Here is a 19,201-nt window from a genome sequence, read left to right as displayed (position 1 = left end):
ACAATGGACACCATGCCCCGTCACCGCCCCACAAGTGACCGACGCTCCCCCGGCGACCCCCGCGGGGAGCGTCGGTCACTGCGCTCCACCGTGTTCGAGGCCATGCACGAGCTGCTGGGCTCGCACGACTGGTCCTCGGTGACCATGTCCGACGTGGCCAAGGCCGCCGGTCTCAGCCGGCAGACCCTGTACAGCACCTTCGGCAACCGTCAGGGACTGGCCCAGGCGTACGCACTCCAGCTGTCGGAGACCTTCGCCGGGGAGATCCGCGACTCGATCATCCGCCACCCGGGGCAGATCGAGACCGCGCTGAACGAGGGGATCAACGGGTTCCTCCTGTCGAGCCAGAACGACCCGCTGGTCCGCGCCCTGCTCACCGGCGACATCAAGCCGGACCTCCTGCGCCTCATCACGACCGAGGCCGGGCCGCTCATCGAACGGGCCACCGAGGTGCTCACCCCCGCCCTGTCCGACAGCTGGATGCGCATCGAGGAAGCCCAGGCACGGCTCGCGGCGTCGATCATCGCCCGGATCGGCATCAGCTTCATCTCACTGCCGCCCAACGACCCCGACCAGCTGGCGTCGGGCCTCACCGAGGTCATCGCCCCGTACCTCCAGAAGGTCATTCAGGTCGACGTCCAGGGGTGAGCCCCCGGCCCCGCGGGGCCGGGGCGCTCTACGCGCCGTCGGCGATGGTCGACCGCGCACCCGGCTGTCCCGGCACCGGGACGCTCGCCTCGAGGAACAGTCCCCGCGCCTCCACGCACAGCCGGTCGCCGGCGTGGATGGTGGCGTGCGTCCACGTCTTGCGGCCGTCGACCTCGTGCACCCAGGCCCGGAACGTCAGCGGCCGGAGCAGCGGCGTGGGCGAGCGATAGTCGATCTCGTAGTGCGCCGTCATCCCGAAGCGGCCACCCCAGTGGTTGGCGAAGCCCATCATGTGGTCGATGACGAGCGCGCTGATCCCCCCGTGGACACATCCCGGCGGGCCCTGGTAGACGGGACCGAGGGTCACCTCCGCCATCACCGACCCGTCGTCACAGCCGTGGAACTGCACCGGCGGGGCGATCGGGTTCTCCTGCCCGCCGACCGGGTTCGAGCGACGGGTCCCGGCACCCGTCCACATGTTCTCCAGCCGACGTGAGGGCGTCGGGACTCGCGGCTCCAGCAGATCAGCGACCTCGGCCAGGCGGTCGGCGATGTCCCCGAGCTCGACCTCGGAGTGCGCCAACGCCGCCGTCGCCTCCCGCAACCTGCGCAGTTCGGCCACCGCGCGGTCCAACTCCGGGTCCGCCGGCGGCAGCTCGGGGACGGGGATCGGGTCGAAGGAGTCCCCGAACCGGCTCCGCGCGGCGTCGAGGGAGAACTGGTCCGGATCCAACCCCGGGAGGGGTACTCCACCGAATCCGGGACGATCGCTCTGTTTGGTCATACTCTTAGAGTATGTCGACACCTGTCAATCCGAAGCCGTTCGATCCCGTTACCTATGGCCCGTGGGCCCTCGTCGTGGGCGGAAGTGAGGGCGTGGGCGCCGAGATCGCGTTCCGCCTCGCCGATCAGGGCGTGTCCTCCGTGCTCGTCGCCCGCAAGGCCGGGCCCCTCGAGGAGACCGCCGAGGCCGTCCGCGCCAAGGGCGTCGAGTGCCGGGTCGTGTCCATCGACCTCACCGAGCCCGGCGCCACCGAGGGCATCGCCGCTGCCTGCGAGGGCCTCGACTTGGGGCTGCTCGTCCTCAACGCCGGCGCCAACACGTACGGCTCCGAGTTCGTCGAGTCCGACATGACCCAGGTTCAGAAGGTCATCGACCTCAACATCACCTCGCCGATGCAGATCATCCGGCAGTTCGGCCCCGCCCTCAAGGCCCGCGGCCGCGGCGGCATCGTGGTGATGGGCTCGATGGCCGGCTACCTCGGCCACGCCGACATGAGCGTGTACTCCGCGGCCAAGGCGTTCAGCCGGGTCTTCGTCGAGGGCCTGTGGCTCGAGATGCGCGAGCACGGCGTCGACGTCGTCGAGGTCATCCTCGGCGTCGTCCGCACCCCCGCGATGATCCGCGCCGGCCTGGACATGGACCTGCCCGGCTTCACCGTCAGCGAGCCCACCGAGGTCGCCGAGGAGGTCCTGGCGTCCATCGGCAACGGCCCGATCCACGTCTGCGGCGGCGAGAACAACCGCAAGGGCGTCGAGTTCTCCTCCGGCGTCGACCGGGGACGGATCGTGGCCGGATCCCACAAGCGGATGAAGGCGCTGCGCGGGAACTGAAGGCCGACGCGACGCACGCGTCGGTGCCCGGCCGCGGTCAGCCCTCGATGGGCCGGCCGCGGTCGGCGTCCCGGATACCCCTCGGCTCGATGAACAACGCCTCAGCCGTCGCGCAGAGGGTCTCGCCGGTGTGGAGGGTCGCGGTCGCCCAGATCTTGCGGCCCTCCACCCGTTCCTGCCGCGCCTCGAACCGCAGCGGGGCGAACAGTGGCGTCGGCGACTTATACGAGATGCGCAGGTCCGCGGTCATGCCGACACTCTCCGACGCGGCGTTCGCCAACCCCAGCATCTCGTCGAAGATCAGCGCGACGATCCCGCCGTGGACGCAGCCGGGAGGCCCCTGGTACTCGATACCCAGGGTGAGGTCGGCCCGCACGGTCGCATCGGGGAACACCACCGGCTCCAGCGGCGGGGACACCGGGTTCCGGCTGCCGATCGCCGGGTTGGCCGCCAGGTGCTCCGGCACACCCCAGGTGGCGTACTCCGACGGCCGCACCACGGTGCCCACGGTCTCGAGGTGCTCGACCAACCCGCGCACGGTGGCCACGGCGTCGTGGACGTCCTCGTAGACGGACCCGGCGACCAGGCCGCGGAGTCGGCGCAGCTCGCGGGCCAGCTCGGTCGCGCCGGACGCATCGGGGTCCTGGCGCAGGAAGGGAGTGCCCTCATCGCTCGCACCGGCGGGGTCCGCGGTGCCGAGGGGGCGGTCGCCCGGGGCGGTGGGGTCGGAAGGGCCGGAGTCGGTCGTCACGGCAACAGAATCTACTCTGCGCCCCGGGGTCAGCCCTCGCCCGCGCCCTCATCCCGGTGCTGCCGGTACGCCGCCACCCACTCCGCGGGCATGACGAACAGCCCCTCGGCGGTGGCGCAGAGGCGATCTCCCGCGTGGACCGCGCCCTGCGACCACACCTTCCGGCCGTCCACCCGGACCTGACGGGCGGTCACCACGATCGGCTCGAGGATGGGCGTGGGGCTGCGGTAGTCCAGGTCCAGGTACATCGTCATCCCGGTGGTCCCCGCGTGGTGGTTGACCCGGCCCAGCGCCGCGTCGAACAACAGGGCCACGACACCGCCGTGAACACACCCCGGGGGGCCCTGGTACTCCAACCCGAGCGTCATCTCGGACCGGAGCGTCCCGTCCCCCAGCAGCTCGAACCCCGCCGGCGGGGCGAGGACGTTGGACCGGCCGATGACCGGACAGTTGGGGACGTATCGGCGCTCGCGCCAGTTGACCTCCTGCCGGTGCTGCGGGCTCGCCGACGCGGCCTCGAGCTCGTCGGCCACCCCGCGGATCCGATCGGTCAGCGGGCCCAGGTCCGTGTCGAACATGCCGCCGGTGGTGAGCGCGCGGATCCGGCGCACCTGCTCCACCAGGGCGTAGAGGCCGGCCTCGTCGTCGTCGTCCCTGTCGACCGGACGGCCAGTACCGCGCGCCGGGTCCAACGGCCCCAGATCCACCGTCGGCCGGTCGCGCCGCACGACGGTCACCGGCTCGACAGTCCCCGGCTCGACGGTCACCGGGTCGTTCATGCCGGCGCCGACCCGGTCACATCGCCGGCCGCCACCGCGTCGGTGACCCCGGCCGCACCGCGGCCCGCGCGCCGGCCGAAGAACGAGCCGTCGCCCAGAGAGGTCCCCGAGATGTAGCCGTCGCCGTGCAGACCGTGCGTGCACCGCCCAGCCGCAAACAGGCCCGCGATGGGCTCGCCCGCGCGGTCCAGCACGCGCGACTGCAGGTCCGTGTGGAGTCCCCCGAGCGTGAACCCCTGCGCCTTGAGGGGCAGGCCGTTGAAGGTGTCCGGCCCCCCGGCACCCGTCGGGTAGGCACCGAACGGCGGCTCGAGCGGGCGCACCCACCGGGCGTTCTTGCCGAACTGCGGGTCCTCGCCACGCTCGGCGCCGGCGTTGTATCGGCGCAGCTGGTCGGCCAGCGCATCGGCGGGCAACCCACAGTCGGCCGCGAGCTCCTCGATGGTCTCGGCGGCGTGCATGGGCTGCATACCCCACAGCTCGGACTCCGGGACGTCCTCGATGCCCTTCTCGTCGATGATCACCCACACCGGCGGGCGGCGGTGATACACGGCCGCGTGGCAGTACAGGCCCGGGTAGACCTCCTCGTTGATGAAGCGCTGCCCGTCGCCGTCGACGAGCATCGCGCCCACCACCAGGCGGGGGATGACGAGCATCGCGGTCTCGGTCTGGTGCATGCGACGCACCGCGGCGCCGACCTCCATGCCCATCTCGATGCCCGAGCCGTCGTCGCGCCCGTCGGAGACCTTGTCCTTGCCCAGCTGCTGCGGCGCCCACTGTTCGAGCATCCGGTCGTTGTCCACGAACCCGCCCGTCGCCAGCACGACGCCGCCGGACGCGCGGTACTCGCGCTCCTCGCCGAACTGCGTGGCCCGGACGCCGACCACGCGTCCGTCCTCGACGATGAGCGAACGCGCCTTGACGTCGCACTGCAGGTCGACGCCGGCCTTCTGCGCCGTGGCCACGAGGGAGTCCATGAGCACGTTCCCGGCGAAGTTCGGGGCGGGCGGCCGGTGACCGCGCGCTGCCGGGGTGGCCAGGGACGCGTAGGGCTCCGCCCGCTCCCCCATCCACATCAGGCCCGAGTCGTCGCCCGGCATCCAGGTGGGGGTGTCCCACAACTTCCGGTTGAACACCGCTCCGTGCGAGACCAGCCAGTCGTGGTGCTCGACGGCCCCCGCGCAATAGTCGGCGATCTTCGCCTCGTCGGCGTTGGGCCCGAGCGCGGCCAGGAGGAACGCGCGCATGTCCTCCTCGGTGTCGGCGATGCCCAGGGCCTGCTGGGTGGCCGTGCCGCCCCCCAGGTAGACCTCGCCGCCCGACTGCGCCGAGGAGCCGCCCGGTCCGGAGGCGCCCTCCAGAGCGATGACCGTCGACCCGGCCTCGGCGGCCTCGATCGCCGCGCAGGCGCCGGCGATTCCCATCCCCACCACGATGACGTCCGCCGTCATCACGGCGGGACGGTTGTCTGCACTCTTGTCCGTCATGGTCTGCACACTACTTGTAACGTGTTTCAGTTAGTGCATTAATGTCGGGTTCATGATTGATGGTTCCGACACCGCCCGTCTGGACGCCCTCGAGGCGAGGCTCACCTCGACCGAGAACGGTCTCGCCACCGCGCGGGCCGAGCTGGCCCGCGCGGCCGACGAGCTGGCCGTACTGCGCCTACTGGCCTCCTACTCCCCCCGCGTCGACTCCGGCGACGCCGACGGCGTGGCCGAACTGTGGACCGACGACGGCGTCTACGACGTGGACACCGGCGTACTCGAGGGGCACGAGGGGCTGCGGGAGATGGTGCACGGGGACGCGCACCAGGGACTCATCGCGCACGGGTGCGGGCACGTCCCCGGTCTGCCGGTCGTGCTGCTGGACGGGGACCGCGCGGTGGCGACCGGCTACACCCAGCTCGTGGTGCGCTCGTCGCGCCCCGGGCGCTACACGGTGATGCGGGTGACGGCGAGTCGGTGGGAGCTGGAGCGGCGCGGCCGGGTGGACGCGCCGGACCGCGGGTGGCGGGTCGTGCTGCGCACCGCGCGCGCCGTGACCGACGACGGCGAGGGTCGGGCCCTCCTGGGACGGTCCCGCGAGAGGTAGCGTGGCAGCCATGTACCGCCGACGCCCCGCGGCCGCGAGCCCCACACCGGACCCGATCCTGCGCGCGGGCCGCCTCGCGCTGCTGACCACGTCCGCGGTCCACCTGGGGTTCCAGTCGATGGTCACCTCGGTGGTCTATCCCCAGCTGTTCGACGGTTCCACCCACGGCATCGCCGAGCGCCAAGCCGATCACGCCCGCCGCATCGCCCCCGTCGCCCTCACGCTGTACGCGACGGGCCTCGGGGCGGCGGCCTGGGCGGCCTACGGGTCGGTCCGCTCGGCCGAGCGCAGCGGTCTGGGGGCCACCCTCCTCGCGTGCGCCACGGGCGTCGCCGTCCCGGCCATCACCGCCGGAGTGGTCCCGCTGCACGTGGGGATCGCCCGGGAGCAGGTCACCGGGCCGCGCATCAGGGCGCTGATGGCCACGGACCGGCTCCGCACGGGACTGGCGGCACTGGGGCTGGCGGCGGCCGCGCAGGCGCTGAGCAGTCGCGACTAGCCGCGGGGGCCCGACCGCCGGGCCCGTCCGCCCGCTCCCGGCCGCGCCACCGCGACCAGGGCACCCACCGCGATCACGCCGACCGCGAGCGCCAGCACGTGGTACGCCGGGATCAGTCCGATGCCCTCGGCGATGACCGCCGCGATCACCGCCGGCACGCCGAGCGAGATGTAGGCCACCACGAACAGGGCCGAGAACACCTGTCCCCGCACCGCCTGCGGCGCGCTCTGCGCGACCAGGGTGTTGCCCATGAGGAACAGCAGGCCCATCCCGAGGCCGGTGAGCCCCGCGGCGGCGATGAAGCCGACGACCGTGCGGGCCTCCAGGGAGACCGAGGCGACGACGAGCCCCGCGACGAGCGCGAGCACGCCCAGGACCACCCCTCGCCGCCACCGCGACGGCCCGGACCGCAGGTTCCACCCCAACTGCGCGACCCCGGCCGCCGCCTGCAGGGCCGCCACCACCAGGCCGGTCACGAGGTAATCGGACGCGCCCATTAGATCGCGGGCGATCGCGCCGCCGAGACCGAGGAACACCCCGCCGACGGACCACGAGACGATCACGCACACCGCGGCCAGCGCGAAGACGGACCGGACCTGGGGCGGCACCGACGGAGGACGAACCCGCAGCGCGTCGCGCAGGGTCCCCGATCCACCGGCGGTCTCGGGAACGATCGTGGCGACACCGATGAGCAACGCGACCGTGGCGGCCCCGATCACGAGGTAGGGGTGGACGAGGGGTGACGACGACGAGGTGGCCACCACCCCGGCGAGGAGCACTCCGGCCGCGATGCCGAAGTTGGTGGTGGAGCTGCTGGTCAGGGCGCCCACCCGGGAATCCCGGGTCGGATGGAGCTCGATCAGTGCGGCGGTCGCCGACCCGGTGATGAGACCCACCGCCAGACCCTGGATGACGCGGGCCGCGATCAGCCAGGCCACGGATCCGGCGGCGGCGAGCATGCCCATGCTTACCGCGAGCAGCGTCAGGCCCGCCAGGATGACCGGGCGACGCCCGATCGCGTCGGAGACCCTCCCGAGGAACAGCAGGGGGACGAGGACCGCGAGGGCGTACACGGCGTAGACCACGGTGATGGTGGTGCCACCGACTCCCCAGTCCTGCTGGTAGTCAACGTACAGCGGTGACGGGGTGGCGCTGGACGCGAGGGCGACTGTCACGACGAGGGCCATGAGCACGAACGGGGGCCACGACGCGCGAGGGGTGGGGTGCACGGTCTCCCTATCCGCCGGGGAGGGCGCCTGCCGGGCGGGCGCGCCGGGCGGCGGGTGAGTGGAGCCTAGGGGATTCGAACCCCTGACATCTGCCTTGCAAAGGCAGCGCTCTACCAACTGAGCTAAGGCCCCGTACCTCCAAGCATAAACGCCGGACCGCAACGAGCGGATCCGGCGTCTGCCTGGCGGAGTGGGCCTAGGAGGACTTGAACCTCCGACCTCCAAATTATCAGTTTGGCGCTCTAACCACCTGAGCTATAGGCCCTCGTACCGAGAGGTCAATCTACCCGACGCCCGCGCCACCGCCCAAATCGGCACCCTCCGCCGGGCGCCGGGGGCACCGTCAGTACCGGGGATCGGCGAGCGTGACCTGCACGCCGCCGCTGGTCAGGCCGGCCGCGAGGTTGTAGATGAACACGGCGAGCGTGGCCAGGATCGACAGCAGAAGCACGTTGAGCAGTCCCACTCCGCCGCTGTAGAGGAAGATCGTCGACGGCCCGATCACGGCTGCCGATTCGTCGCCCGCGACGCCGGACAACAGGCCCCCGAGCCGGTCCCACACGCCCATCCCGGACAGCAGCAGGTACGTCACCCCGATGGCCACCATCCACACCAGGTAGAGGGCGAACATCAGGCCCAGCACGGTGGTGAAGGCCGACCACGGGTCGATCCGGCGCAGCACCAGGACCGACTCCATGGGGCCCCTGCGCTCGGTGGGCGGGACGATCGGTGCGGCTCGCCCGGCCGCGCCCCCCGAGTACGCCTTGGAGACGCCCCCGTTCGCGCCCTCGGCGCGATGCTGGGTGGCCGCCGGGAAGGCGGTGGTGGCCGACGTGCCGGCGTCGCCGGTGCCGGCCCCCGACCCGCCGTAACCGGGCGCCGGGGACGACCCCCCGTGCGCTGGGCCGTCTGTGGCCGCGTCGGACGTCTCGGTCGGGTCGGTCCGGTCGGCTGGATCGGTCGGCTCGGTCATCGCCTACTCCTCCTTGGCGGACTCGGCCGCGGACCGGTCCTCGTCGTCGGGCTCGTCGGCGTTGCGGGCGATGGCCAGTAGCGAGTCGCCCTCGGCGAGGTTCATCAGCCGCACGCCCTTGGTCTGTCGGCCCGCCTTGCGGACCTGCTTGGCGAACGTGCGGATGACACCGCCGCTGGAGGTGATGGCGTAGAGCTCGTCCTGCAACTCCACGATCGTCGCACCGACGAGCTTCCCGCGCTTGGGGTCGAACATGAGCGTGAGCACGCCCTTGCCGCCCCGGCCCTGGGCCGTGTACTCGCTCAGGGCGGTGCGCTTGGAGTAGCCGCGTTCGGTGGCCACCAGGAGGAAGTACTTCTCCTGGTCGGACGACTCGGCTCGCACGACCGACATGCTCAGCAGGGCGTCGCCGTCGTTGAACCGCATGCCCATCACGCCGGAGGTCGCGCGGCCCATCGGGCGGAGCGTGTCGTCGTTGGCGTGGAACCGGATCGACTGGCCCTTCTCCGAGACCAGCAGCAGGTCGTCGTCGGGTCCGGCCAGCGCCGCCCCGACCAGCTCGTCGCCGTCGCGCAGGTTGACGGCGATCAGGCCGCCGGAGCGCGGCGAGTCGTAGTCCTCGAGCCGGGACTTCTTGACCAGTCCGTTGCGGGTGGCCAGCACCAGGTACGGCGCGTCCTGGTAGCCCTTGATCCGGATGACGCCGGCGATGCGCTCCTCCGGCTGGAACGCCAGGAGGTTGGCCACGTGCTGACCACGGGCCGTGCGGTTCGCCTCGGGCAGCTCGTAGGCCTTGATCCGGTAGACGCGGCCCTTGGTGGTGAAGAACAGCAGCCAGTCGTGGGTGGAGGAGACGAAGAAGTGCCGGACGATGTCGTCCTGCTTGAGCTCCGCGCCGCGCACACCCTTGCCCCCGCGCTTCTGGGCGCGGTACAGGTCGGTGCGGGTCCGCTTGGCGTAACCGGTCTCCGTGATGGTGACGACGACGTCCTCGCGGGCGATCAGATCCTCGTCCGTGACGTCCCCGTCCGCCGGGATGATCCTGGTCCGGCGGTCGTCCCCGTACTTCTCGACGATCTCGCGGAGTTCGTCGGCGACGATCGCACGCTGCCGCTCGGGCTTGGCGAGGATGTCCTTGTAGTCGGCGATCTCGAGTTCGATCGAAGCGAGCTGGTCGACGATCTTCTGCCGCTCGAGGGCCGCGAGGCGGCGCAGCTGCATGTCCAGGATGGCCTGCGCCTGGTCGTCGTCGATGTCGAGCAGGTCCTTGAGACCCTCGCGCGCGACCTCGACGGTCTCCGAACGGCGGATGAGGGCGATGACCTCGTCGAGGGCGTCGAGCGCCTTGACCAGGCCGCGCAGAATGTGGGCGCGCTTCTCCGCCTCGTCCAGCAGGTACTGGGTGCGTCGGACGACGACCTCGATCTGGTGCGTGACGTACAGCCGCACGAGGTGGTTGATGGCCAGGGTCCGGGGCACACCGTCCACGATCGACAGCATGTTCGCGCCGAAGGACGTCTGCAGCTGCGAGTGCTTGTAGAGGTTGTTGAGCACGACCTTGGCCACGGCGTCACGCTTGAGAGTGACGACGATGCGCAGGCCGACCCGGTCCGAGGACTCGTCGTCGATCTTCGAGATGCCGGCGATCTTGCCGTCCCGCAGCTGCTCGGCGATCGACAGGATCATGTTGTCCGGGTTGACCTCGTAGGGCAGCTCCGTGATGACGATGACCGTCCGGTTGCCCTCCTCCTCGATGGAGGTTTTGCCCCGCATGCGGATCGAACCGCGGCCGGTCGTGTAGGCGTCCCTGATGCCCTGCTCGCCCACGATGAAGCCGTGGGTGGGGAAGTCGGGACCCTTGATCCGATCCATGCACGCCGCGAGGGTCTCCTCCTCGTCGGCGTCAGGGTTGTCCAGGCACCAGTAGATCGCCTCGGCGACCTCGCGCAGGTTGTGCGGCGGCATCTTGGTGGCCATTCCGACCGCGATGCCGCTGGAGCCGTTGACCAGCAGATTGGGGATGCGCGACGGGAGGACGACCGGTTCGGACGTCTTGCCGTCGTAGTTGGGCTGGAAATCGACCGTGTTCTTGTCGATGTCCCTGACCATCTCCATGGCCAGCGGGGTCATCTTGCACTCGGTGTAGCGCATGGCGGCGGCGCCGTCGTTGCCGCGCGAGCCGAAGTTCCCCTGGCCGTCGACCATCGGGTAGCGCATCGCCCACGGCTGGGCGAGGCGCACCAGGGTGTCGTAGATCGCCGAGTCACCGTGCGGGTGGTAATTGCCCATGGTGTCGGCGACGGGCTTGGCCGACTTCACGTAGCTGCGCTCGGGCCGGTAGCCGTTGTCCCACATCGCGTAGAGGATCCGGCGGTGGACGGGCTTGAGCCCGTCCCGGACGTCAGGTAGCGCTCGACCGACGATGACGCTCATCGAATAGTCGATGTAGCTTCTCTGCATCTCCGCCTGGATGTCGACCGGCTCGATCCGGTCGTGACCCCCGGCTTCGGGCGGCAACGTCGTGTCCGTCATGGGCTCCTCTTCGTCTCGCGCTCGAAGCGGCACCACGAGGGCACGCTCCGACCCGGCCAGTCTATAGGTCCAGCGAAAACACGGGCACGGGCGCGCGGGGGGTCGGCGACTCGGAGGCCTCCCGGGGGACGAGTGACCCGATCGGGGGACGCCGGGCCCGGCGCGTTCGCCCCCGGCCCGTATGCCGCTAGCGACGTGGTCTCAATGGTCACGCGACCAGCGCTCTCCCGCGCAAGCTGCGCTGAGTAATCGCGAATCACCACGTCGACTTCCGTCGCCGGGGGTAGACACCGCCTGAAAATCAGCCATATTCTCCGTGCGGACATGCATCTCCGCTACGAGACCACGTCGTTCGGGCCACCCGGGACACGAAGGGGGGCGTCCGCCGAGTTCGGCGGACGCCCCCCTTTCCCCGTGTCTGTCCGGCGACGGTGTCAGACGTCGAGGAATCTCACATCGCGTGCATTGCGGGTGATGAAGCTGCGGCGGGCGTCCACGTCCTCGCCCATGAGGATCGAGAACAGTTCGTCCGCCGCGGCGGCGTCGTCGAGGGTGACCTGGCGGAGCGTGCGGATCGCGGGGTCCATCGTGGTCTCCCACAGCTCCTTGGGGTTCATCTCGCCGAGACCCTTGTAGCGCTGGATGCCGTCGTCGACGTTGATCTTGCGCTTGTTCTCGAGGCCGATCTTGAGCAGTTCGTCCCGCTCGCGGTCCGTGTAGGCGAAGTCCGGCTCGCCCTTGCCCCACTTGAGCTTGTAGAGCGGCGGCTGCGCCAGGTAGACGTACCCGTTCTCCACCAGCGGCTTCATGAACCGGAAGATGAGCGTCAGCAGCAGCGTGGAGATGTGCTGACCATCCACGTCGGCATCCGCCATCAGCACGATCTTGTGATAGCGCAGCTTGTCGATGTCGAACTCTTCGTGGATGCCGGTTCCCAGCGCCGTGATGATGGCCTGGACCTCGGCGTTCTTGAGGACCTTGTCGATCCGTGACTTCTCGACGTTGATGATCTTTCCGCGCAGCGGCAGGATCGCCTGGAACATCGAGTCCCGACCGGACTTGGCCGAGCCGCCGGCGGAGTCGCCCTCCACGATGTACAGTTCGGACTTCGCCGGATCCTTGGAGCGGCAGTCGGCGAGCTTGCCGGGCAGCCCGCCGATGTCGGTGGCCGACTTGCGACGCACCATCTCGCGGGCCTTGCGGGCGGCGACGCGGGCCTGGCTCGAGGCGATCGCCTTGTTGATGATGACCTTGGCCTCCGCGGGGTTGGCCTCGAACCAGTGTCCGACGTGCTCCGACACCTGCCGCTGGACGAAGCCCTTGACCTCGGTGTTGCCGAGCTTGGTCTTGGTCTGCCCCTCGAACTGCGGGTCCGCGATCTTGGCGGAGATGACGGCCGCGAGACCCTCGCGGATGTCGTCACCCGTAAGGTTGGGGTCCTTCTCCTTGACGAGCTTCTTCTCGCGCGCGTACTTGTTGACCAGGGAGGTCAGCGCGGCGCGGAAGCCCTCCTCGTGGGTGCCGCCCTCATGGGTGTTGATGGTGTTGGCGAAGGTGTGGACGGACTCGGAGTAACCGGAGTTCCACTGCATCGCGACCTCGACCTCGTGGCCGGGTCCCTTGCCATCGAAGTAGAGGATCGTCGGGTGGATCGAGGTCTTGGACTTGTTGATCGCGGTGACGTAGTCCTTCAGACCGTCCGGGTAGTGGAAGGTGCGCTTGCGCTCGTGAACCTTGACCGGCTCGGCGGGCGTCACCTCGACGGCTTCGGTCTCCTGCGCGCCCTCGACGAATGCCCGCTCGGCGTCCACCGCGTGCGTGAGATCCGAACCCTCGTCGGAACCGGGCGCCGCCTCCGCGCCGCTGCCCTCGCTGTCCGCGATCGCGTCCAGCTCGGCGGCCTTCTCGGCACGCGGCCGCCGGTCCGTGAGCGTGATGGTGAGTCCCTTGTTGAGGAACGCCATCTCCTGGAGGCGGCGTGCCACCACGTCGAAGTCGTACTCGGTGCTCTCGAAGATCGTCGGATCCGCCCAGAACCGGACCCTGGTCCCGGTGCCCTCGGCGGGGCCGGCGTCGACCAGCTCTGCCGGGACCGCCATGTCGAAGTCCTGCTTCCACAGGCGCCCGTCACGCTTGATCTGGACCTCGACCCGGGTGGACAGCGCGTTGACCACGGAGATGCCGACCCCGTGCAGACCACCGGACACCGCATAGGAGTCCGAGTCGAACTTGCCGCCCGCGTGCAGCTGGGTCATGACGACCTGGACGGTGGGCATGCCCTGCTCGTGCATCTCCACGGGGATGCCCCGGCCGTCGTCGATGACCTCGACGCCGCCGTCTTCCAGCAACGTGACCTTGACGCCGGTCGCGTGACCCGCCATCGCCTCGTCGATGGAGTTGTCGACGACCTCCCAGATCAGGTGGTGCAGTCCCCGCGGTCCGGTGGAGCCGATGTACATACCCGGCCGCATCCGGACGGCCTCGAGCCCTTCGAGAACGGTGATCGATGATGCACCGTATTCCTTGGGCCCGCTGTTGTTGGCCTTGCTCTTGGCGTCCGCCACGTGCGAACTCCTCGCGTCTCGGGGGTCTGGGACCGGCCCAGTCTACCTGCGACAACCGTCACGCGGGCCACGGGCACGCCCGGCCCTCACCCGTATGTGTCACGGGGGCCGCGACCGGACACGTGCAGGGGCCCCTTGCGCCAGCTCGGTTTCTCCGGCCCCTCCACCTTGAGACGACGGACATGACCCGGCCCCATGGCGGCCGCGATCTTGCGGAGGATGTCGGCGGACATGAGCCGCAGCTGCGTGGCCCATGCGGTACTCGCCGCACGGACGTACAGGATTCCCTCCTCGAGGCGCTCCGGGGTGGCGTGCGCCGAGACGTCCTCCCCGACGATCCGGTCCCACTCCGCGAACAGACGCCCGGTGGTGACCTTGTCGTCCCAACCCCGTTTCTTGGCGACCTGGCCCACGAGTTTGCCGAGGGGCTGTGGGTCCCACGGGTCGGCACCGGATCCGGTCCACCCGCGCTTGCGCAGCCGCTTGCCCGCCCCCACCGGGCCGGTCCGACCCCGGCCGACCTGCTTGCCCTCCGCCCGGGCCCGGGCGCGGGCCTCCTCGAGGGCCTGCTTGGCGATGTCATAACCGCGTTGTGGCGGGTCAGACGGTGTTACGGAGTCCTTGCCGGTTCGGTCCGTCACGGTGTTGCCCTGCTTCCGGTATCGGTGTTGTCGTCGTCATCCCCACCACTGTCCGCGTCGCTGACCCCATCATCCCCGCCGGCGTGCTCGCGCGCGTCCGCACCGTCATGCTGGCGTCGTGACACCGTCATCGCCGAGTGACGATCCGCTCCCTCGCCCGTCATCACGACGTCATGACGGACCCCGCGCAGCGAGCCCGGCACGTCCTCGCCCACTGCGGCCGTGATGAGGACCTGTTCGACACCGGCCGCGACGTCGGCCAGCGCGGCCCGGCGGTGCCGGTCGAGTTCGGCGAAGACGTCGTCCAGGAGAAGGACCGGTTCCGCCCCGTCGGCACGGAACAGCTCGAGCGATCCCAGTCGCAGCGCCAGGGCGAACGACCACGTCTCACCGTGACTCGCGAACCCCTTCGCCGGCTCGTCGCCGAGACTCAGGATCAGGTCGTCGCGGTGCGGTCCGACGAGTGACATCCCGCGGTCGATCTCGTCGCGACGCCGCCGCCCGAGCTCGGCGAGCAGCACGGCCTCGACGAGTTCCGGATCGGTCAGCTCCGACTCGTCGGGCGCGTCCGCCACGCGGAACCGGTAGGTGAGATCGGCGGGACGGGACTCGGGGGCCAGACCCCGATAGGCGTCGACGACGAGGGGCTGCAACTGACGGAGGAGGGCGATCCGACCGGCGACCAATCGTGCTCCGAGTTCGGCCAACCGCCCGTCCCACACGTCGAGGGTGTCCAGCACGGTTGCGGAGCCCTCCGGCCGGCCACGGCGCAGTGCACCGGAGGCCGATTTGAGCAGGGCGGTCCGCTGGCGCAGCACCGAGGAGTACTCGCTGAGGTCACCACCCAGTGCCGGGCGCCGCTGGATCATGAGCTCATCGAGAAGCCGGCGACGTTCGGCCGGCTCGCCACGGACGAGCGCCAGGTCCTCCGGCGCGAACAGCACGGACTGGACCACCCCGAGGACGTCGGACAGTCGCCGGCACGGGGAGGTGTTGAGTCGCGCCCGGTTGGCTTTTCCGGAGTTGAGCGCGAGTTCGACGGTCAATTCACGTCCCGCGTTGTGTGCGAGTGCGCCCACCAGTGCGGTTCCGGCACCGGTCCTGATCATCGGCGCGTCGGTCGCCACGCGGTGGGACCGCAGGCTGGCGAGGACCCCGACCGCCTCGAGAACGTTGGTCTTGCCGTGCCCGTTGCGTCCGACCAGGGTGGTGACCCCGGGCTCGAGCTCGAGTTCGAGCAGGGGCCAGGAGCGGAAATCGAGGAGCCTGAGATGACGCAGGTGCATACCGGATCGGTTCCGGGGCGGGGCCTCAGCCCGGCAGGCGCACGGGCATGAGCAAGTAGGTGTGGTCGGAATCCACCGGCTGGATCGCGCCGTCCGCGCCGGGCTCCGGGAGGGTCTCGGGTGCCGGACGCAGCACGGCCGGCCGGCTGGCCTGGGTGAACCCGAAGGCGACGCGGCCTGCGTGGACACTGCCGAGACCGTCGAGCAGGTAACCGGGGTTGAACGCAATGGTCAGCGGCTCGCCGACGAAGTCCACCGGGAGGGTTTCATTGGCCTGGGCGGCGTCATCACCTCCGGCCGACAGTGCGAGCTCACCATCCGAGAACGCCATGCGCACCTGCACGCCGCGGTCGGCGACGAGCGCGACCCGCTTGATCGCCTGGACGAGCGAGTCCACCTCGACGATCGCGATTGAGGTGTGCTGCGGCGGGAGCAGCTGGCGGACCTTCGGGAATTCCGCGTCGAGAAGGCGGGTGGTGGTCCGCTGACCGGACACCAGCACACCCAGAATGCCCTCGGCGCCCACATCGGAGCCGGCTCCCAGGCTCAGATCCACGCGACCGCCGTGGCCGGCGGAACGGGTGACCTCGGACAGTGCCTTGGCCGGGATGAGCACCTCGACCGCGACATCCTCGCGGGCCGGCTCCCAGTCGAACTCCCGGATGGCGAGACGGAACCGGTCGGTCGCGATGAGCGTAACGCGGGTGCCCTCGATCTCCATCCGGATGCCGGTGAGCATCGGCAGGGTGTCGTCCTTGCCCGCTGCGACGACGACCTGGGACACGGCCTCGGAGAACGCGTCGACCTCGGCGGAACCGGTGACCTCCGGCATCGCCGGCAGCTGCGGGTAATCCTCGACCGGCATGGTCGGGAGCGTGAACTTCGCGGTACCGCAGGAGATGTACATCTTCTGGGCGGTGACGACGACCTCGACCGGACGGTCCGGCAGGGCACGGGCGATGTCCGCCAGGAGTCGGCCGGACACCAGCGTGCTGCCGGGCTCGGAGACCTCGGCCGGCACGGATACCTGCGCCGAGGTCTCGTAGTCGAACCCGGAGATCGTCAGTCCCGAATCGGCCTCGAGCAGCACCCCGCCGAGGATCGGGACCGAGGGACGCGAGGGCAGCGTGCGTGCCACCCAGGCCACGGAATCCGCGAAGTCCTCGCGGGTGACGCGGAACGTCGGATCCGTGATCTCCATCGATGACCTCTTTCAGGCGGGTGTGGATACCGGGATCCGGTATCTGGACGATTGGTCGGTTCAAGCTCGTATTGGTTCAAGCTCGTATTGCACGTTTCCGCCGCCGGGGGCGGAGCGTCTCCATGAGAGTAACCGCTCGGACCGACAGCGGACACACGGACTCGGCGTAACCCGGTCAAGCAGGCTCGCCGCTCCACATCCCTACTTCTAACAAGAACTATCTAGAGAGATAAGAGGTAGTAGTAGGTCCTGTGAAATTGTGAGCCGAGGCCTGTAATCACAGGTCTGTGCCGATTTCGTCGTGTGGACGCAATCGTGCGATCTTGTGATTTGCCTCCCGACCCCGGTGGAATCACAAGAGTCCGTCCACCGTCTGTCCACCGTCGGTCCACAAGACTCCACAGGGTTGTCCACAGCTGTGAAGGGTGTGACAAAGGGTGTGTGGGGGTCCCGGATGTGTCGTACGGCGCGTCCTGATGCGTGTGGAATGACCCGTGTGAGGCCCTCGAATCGGACGAAGTGTGCGCGACTTGACAGCGAGACCCGGGAGTCCCACGGTTCGTCTTCCGTCAGGCGGGGTCTTTCTCGCGAATCGGGGCGGGTATCCGTTCGGGGCGGAACGCCGGACTCGGCAGAAGGCCGCACAGGGCCTGTTACGACCTCTCGCAGCCGTCCTGGGTCCGCGCATCCGGGCGTGCGGACGCCGTCGGGCGCCGATCTGTTGCTGTCGCCGTCGCCGACCGTCATCTGCGTCGCGTTCGGTGTCGGCAGAGGGCCGGCCGGAGACGCGGGGCGTCGGTGGACGTCCGCGGGGGCGAGAACAAGCGGGGCCGGGCACAAGCGGCGGCGCGAGCGCACAGCGTGGGTGAGTTCCGGCGTGGAGCTCAGAGGGACCGCGAACGCTCCTTGATCCGGGCCGTCAGCTCCTGGATCTGGTCGTACGTGCGCCGGTCGTCCTTGATCTCCTTGAGGATCTTGCGCTGGGCGTACATGACCGTCGTGTGGTCCTTGCCACCGAAGGTGACGCCGATCTTGGGAAGCGACAGATCGGTCAGCTCGCGACACAGGTACATGGCGATCTGGCGGGCCCGCGACAACGACCGGGTCTTGGAGGTGCCGCACAGTTCGTCGATGCTCGTGGAGAAGAACTCCGCGGTCACCGCCATGATGGTCGCGGCCGAGATTTGTAGGGAGTCGTCGTCCGAGACGACATCACGGAGCACGACCTCCGCGAGCGGCACATCGATCTCGTGGCCGTTGAGGGAGGCGAACGCCACCACCCGGATGAGAGCTCCCTCGAGCTCACGGATGTTGCGCTGGACCCGCGTCGCGATGAGCTCGAGGACGTCCCTCGGGACCACGTAGTTCTCGGACTTGGCCTTCTTGTCGATGATCGCGATACGCGTCTCCAGCTCGGGCGGCTGGATGTCGGTGATCAGACCCCACTCGAAGCGGGTGCGCAGGCGGTCCTCCAGCGGCTGCAGTTGCTTGGGTGGCCGGTCGGACGAGATCACGATCTGCTTCTGCGCGTTGTGGATCGTGTTGAAGGTGTGGAAAAACTCCTCCTGGACCTGTTCCTTGCCGATGAGGAACTGGATGTCGTCCACCAGGAGGATGTCCGCCTCGCGGTACCGCTTCTTGAACATGTTCTGGCGGCCGTCGCGGACGGAGTTGATGAAGTCGTTGGTGAACTCCTCGGTCGAGACGTACTTGACCTTCTGTTCGGAGTACATCCGCAGGGAGTAGTGCCCGATCGCGTGGAGCAGGTGGGTCTTGCCCAGACCGGACTCGCCCCAGATGAACAGCGGGTTGTACGCACGGGCCGGTGCCTCGGCGACAGCCAGTGCGGCGGCCCGGGCGAAGCGGTTCGAGTTGCCCTGGACGAAGGCGCTGAACGTGTAGCGCTCGTTCAACCCGGGCGCGGACGCGGCGGACAACGCCTCGTCGCGGTCGCTGCCGTGGAGGAGGCGCTCGGCGGCGATCTGCTCCTCGGTCATCCGCCGGGGGCGGGTCGTGGCGGGCGGATGCTCGTCCTCCGCGCCGGGGCCGTGGATGTCCTCCGCGTCGATGGCCGGGTGGTCGGCGTCGTCCGTCGGTAGTTGAGCCCCGGCGAGTGACGTGTCCACCTTGACGGCCAGATCGATCGGCTCCCCGAGCTGCGAGCTCAGTGCGCGCGTGATGGGACCGCGGAGGATGGACTCGATGTTGTCGCGGGCGAAGGCCGACGGGGCGGCGAGCATCGCGAAACCGTTGACCACGGCGATCGGCTGGACGAGCCGGAGCCACGCCTGCTGCTGGCGCGACAGGGCCGGATTGTCGTCACTGGCCAGTTCCGGATCGGTCAGCTTGTCGAGGACGGCACTCCACACGTGTTCGAGTTCAGGAGACAC

16 protein-coding genes and 2 tRNA genes are annotated in these 19,201 nt (G+C 69.6%); 4 read left to right on the top strand and 14 right to left on the bottom strand.

All coding sequences use genetic code 11. From position 1 onward, the window contains the following. The first annotated feature begins 12 nt into the window (after window positions 1–12). Window positions 13–648, top strand: coding sequence for a TetR/AcrR family transcriptional regulator (locus VZF99_RS00090; RefSeq protein ID WP_244294399.1), 636 nt, complete (start codon window positions 13–15; stop codon window positions 646–648). Between the two features lie 28 nt (window positions 649–676). Here the strand turns inward: VZF99_RS00090 and VZF99_RS00085 are convergent, their stop codons facing one another. Then, window positions 677–1,432 (bottom strand): PaaI family thioesterase, encoded by a 756-nt coding sequence (locus VZF99_RS00085; RefSeq protein WP_253002854.1) that lies wholly within the window; start codon window positions 1,430–1,432, stop codon window positions 677–679. An 11-nt stretch (window positions 1,433–1,443) separates the two neighbouring features. Between VZF99_RS00085 and VZF99_RS00080 the strand changes: the two genes are divergently transcribed. After that, the gene (locus VZF99_RS00080) at window positions 1,444–2,262 is read left to right on the top strand and encodes an SDR family oxidoreductase (RefSeq protein WP_253002853.1); all 819 of its coding nucleotides are present in this window, start codon (window positions 1,444–1,446) and stop codon (window positions 2,260–2,262) included. Window positions 2,263–2,299: 37 nt separating this feature from the next. On the opposite strand, the gene VZF99_RS00075 is transcribed toward VZF99_RS00080, so the two are convergent. Genes VZF99_RS00075 through VZF99_RS00065 form a run of 3 tightly spaced genes read right to left on the bottom strand, consistent with a single transcriptional unit; the run spans window position 2,300 to window position 5,279 of the window. Further along, window positions 2,300–3,013 carry a PaaI family thioesterase gene (locus VZF99_RS00075; protein WP_154830877.1) on the bottom strand — a complete coding sequence of 238 codons (714 nt, stop codon included), beginning with the start codon at window positions 3,011–3,013 and terminating at the stop codon, window positions 2,300–2,302. Between the two features lie 29 nt (window positions 3,014–3,042). Further along, window positions 3,043–3,792, bottom strand: coding sequence for a PaaI family thioesterase (locus VZF99_RS00070; RefSeq protein ID WP_407335376.1), 750 nt, complete (start codon window positions 3,790–3,792; stop codon window positions 3,043–3,045). Beyond that, window positions 3,789–5,279 (bottom strand): FAD-dependent oxidoreductase, encoded by a 1,491-nt coding sequence (locus VZF99_RS00065; RefSeq protein WP_407335375.1) that lies wholly within the window; start codon window positions 5,277–5,279, stop codon window positions 3,789–3,791. The genes VZF99_RS00070 and VZF99_RS00065 overlap by 4 nt, the downstream gene beginning before the upstream one ends. A gap of 52 nt (window positions 5,280–5,331) precedes the next feature. Between VZF99_RS00065 and VZF99_RS00060 the strand changes: the two genes are divergently transcribed. Together VZF99_RS00060 and VZF99_RS00055 are read left to right on the top strand one after the other, a co-directional pair. Continuing rightward, window positions 5,332–5,886, top strand: a complete 555-nt coding sequence (locus VZF99_RS00060; RefSeq protein ID WP_119192997.1) for a nuclear transport factor 2 family protein — start codon at window positions 5,332–5,334, stop codon at window positions 5,884–5,886. Window positions 5,887–5,896: 10 nt separating this feature from the next. Then, on the top strand, window positions 5,897–6,385 hold the full coding sequence (locus VZF99_RS00055; protein ID WP_185952118.1) for a hypothetical protein: 489 nt from the start codon (window positions 5,897–5,899) through the stop codon (window positions 6,383–6,385). On the opposite strand, the gene VZF99_RS00050 is transcribed toward VZF99_RS00055, so the two are convergent. The 10 genes from VZF99_RS00050 to dnaA all read right to left on the bottom strand — a co-directional run bounded on the left by VZF99_RS00050 (window position 6,382) and on the right by dnaA (window position 19,201). Continuing rightward, on the bottom strand, window positions 6,382–7,614 hold the full coding sequence (locus tag VZF99_RS00050) for an MFS transporter (protein ID WP_407335374.1): 1,233 nt from the start codon (window positions 7,612–7,614) through the stop codon (window positions 6,382–6,384). The genes VZF99_RS00055 and VZF99_RS00050 overlap by 4 nt on opposite strands. Window positions 7,615–7,673: 59 nt before the next feature. Then, window positions 7,674–7,746: transfer RNA gene (locus tag VZF99_RS00045), tRNA-Ala, on the bottom strand. A 59-nt stretch (window positions 7,747–7,805) separates the two neighbouring features. Next, window positions 7,806–7,879: transfer RNA gene (locus tag VZF99_RS00040), tRNA-Ile, on the bottom strand. Window positions 7,880–7,957: 78 nt separating this feature from the next. After that, entirely contained in the window at window positions 7,958–8,587 is a 630-nt protein-coding gene (locus VZF99_RS00035) for a DUF3566 domain-containing protein (protein ID WP_407335373.1), read from the bottom strand. A 3-nt stretch (window positions 8,588–8,590) separates the two neighbouring features. Continuing rightward, window positions 8,591–11,119 (bottom strand): DNA gyrase subunit A, encoded by a 2,529-nt coding sequence (gene gyrA, locus VZF99_RS00030; RefSeq protein WP_182635550.1) that lies wholly within the window; start codon window positions 11,117–11,119, stop codon window positions 8,591–8,593. Between the two features lie 434 nt (window positions 11,120–11,553). Then, window positions 11,554–13,683 (bottom strand): DNA topoisomerase (ATP-hydrolyzing) subunit B, encoded by a 2,130-nt coding sequence (gene gyrB, locus VZF99_RS00025; RefSeq protein WP_407335372.1) that lies wholly within the window; start codon window positions 13,681–13,683, stop codon window positions 11,554–11,556. Between the two features lie 86 nt (window positions 13,684–13,769). Further along, a complete protein-coding gene (locus VZF99_RS00020) occupies window positions 13,770–14,324 on the bottom strand; it encodes a DciA family protein (RefSeq protein ID WP_120285664.1) in 555 nt (184 codons plus the stop codon). Beyond that, a complete protein-coding gene (recF, locus tag VZF99_RS00015) occupies window positions 14,321–15,610 on the bottom strand; it encodes a DNA replication/repair protein RecF (RefSeq protein WP_407335371.1) in 1,290 nt (429 codons plus the stop codon). The genes VZF99_RS00020 and recF overlap by 4 nt, the downstream gene beginning before the upstream one ends. Window positions 15,611–15,635: 25 nt before the next feature. After that, on the bottom strand, window positions 15,636–16,811 hold the full coding sequence (gene dnaN, locus VZF99_RS00010; RefSeq protein WP_407335370.1) for a DNA polymerase III subunit beta: 1,176 nt from the start codon (window positions 16,809–16,811) through the stop codon (window positions 15,636–15,638). 884 nt (window positions 16,812–17,695) lie between these two features. After that, window positions 17,696–19,201, bottom strand: coding sequence for a chromosomal replication initiator protein DnaA (gene dnaA / locus VZF99_RS00005; protein ID WP_067720197.1), 1,506 nt, complete (start codon window positions 19,199–19,201; stop codon window positions 17,696–17,698).

This window comes from Dietzia kunjamensis, assembly GCF_045689975.1.
GTDB lineage: Bacteria > Actinomycetota > Actinomycetes > Mycobacteriales > Mycobacteriaceae > Dietzia > Dietzia kunjamensis.
The sequence above is the reverse complement of the archived record's forward strand: the minus strand, read 5'-3'. Positions and strand labels throughout refer to the sequence as shown.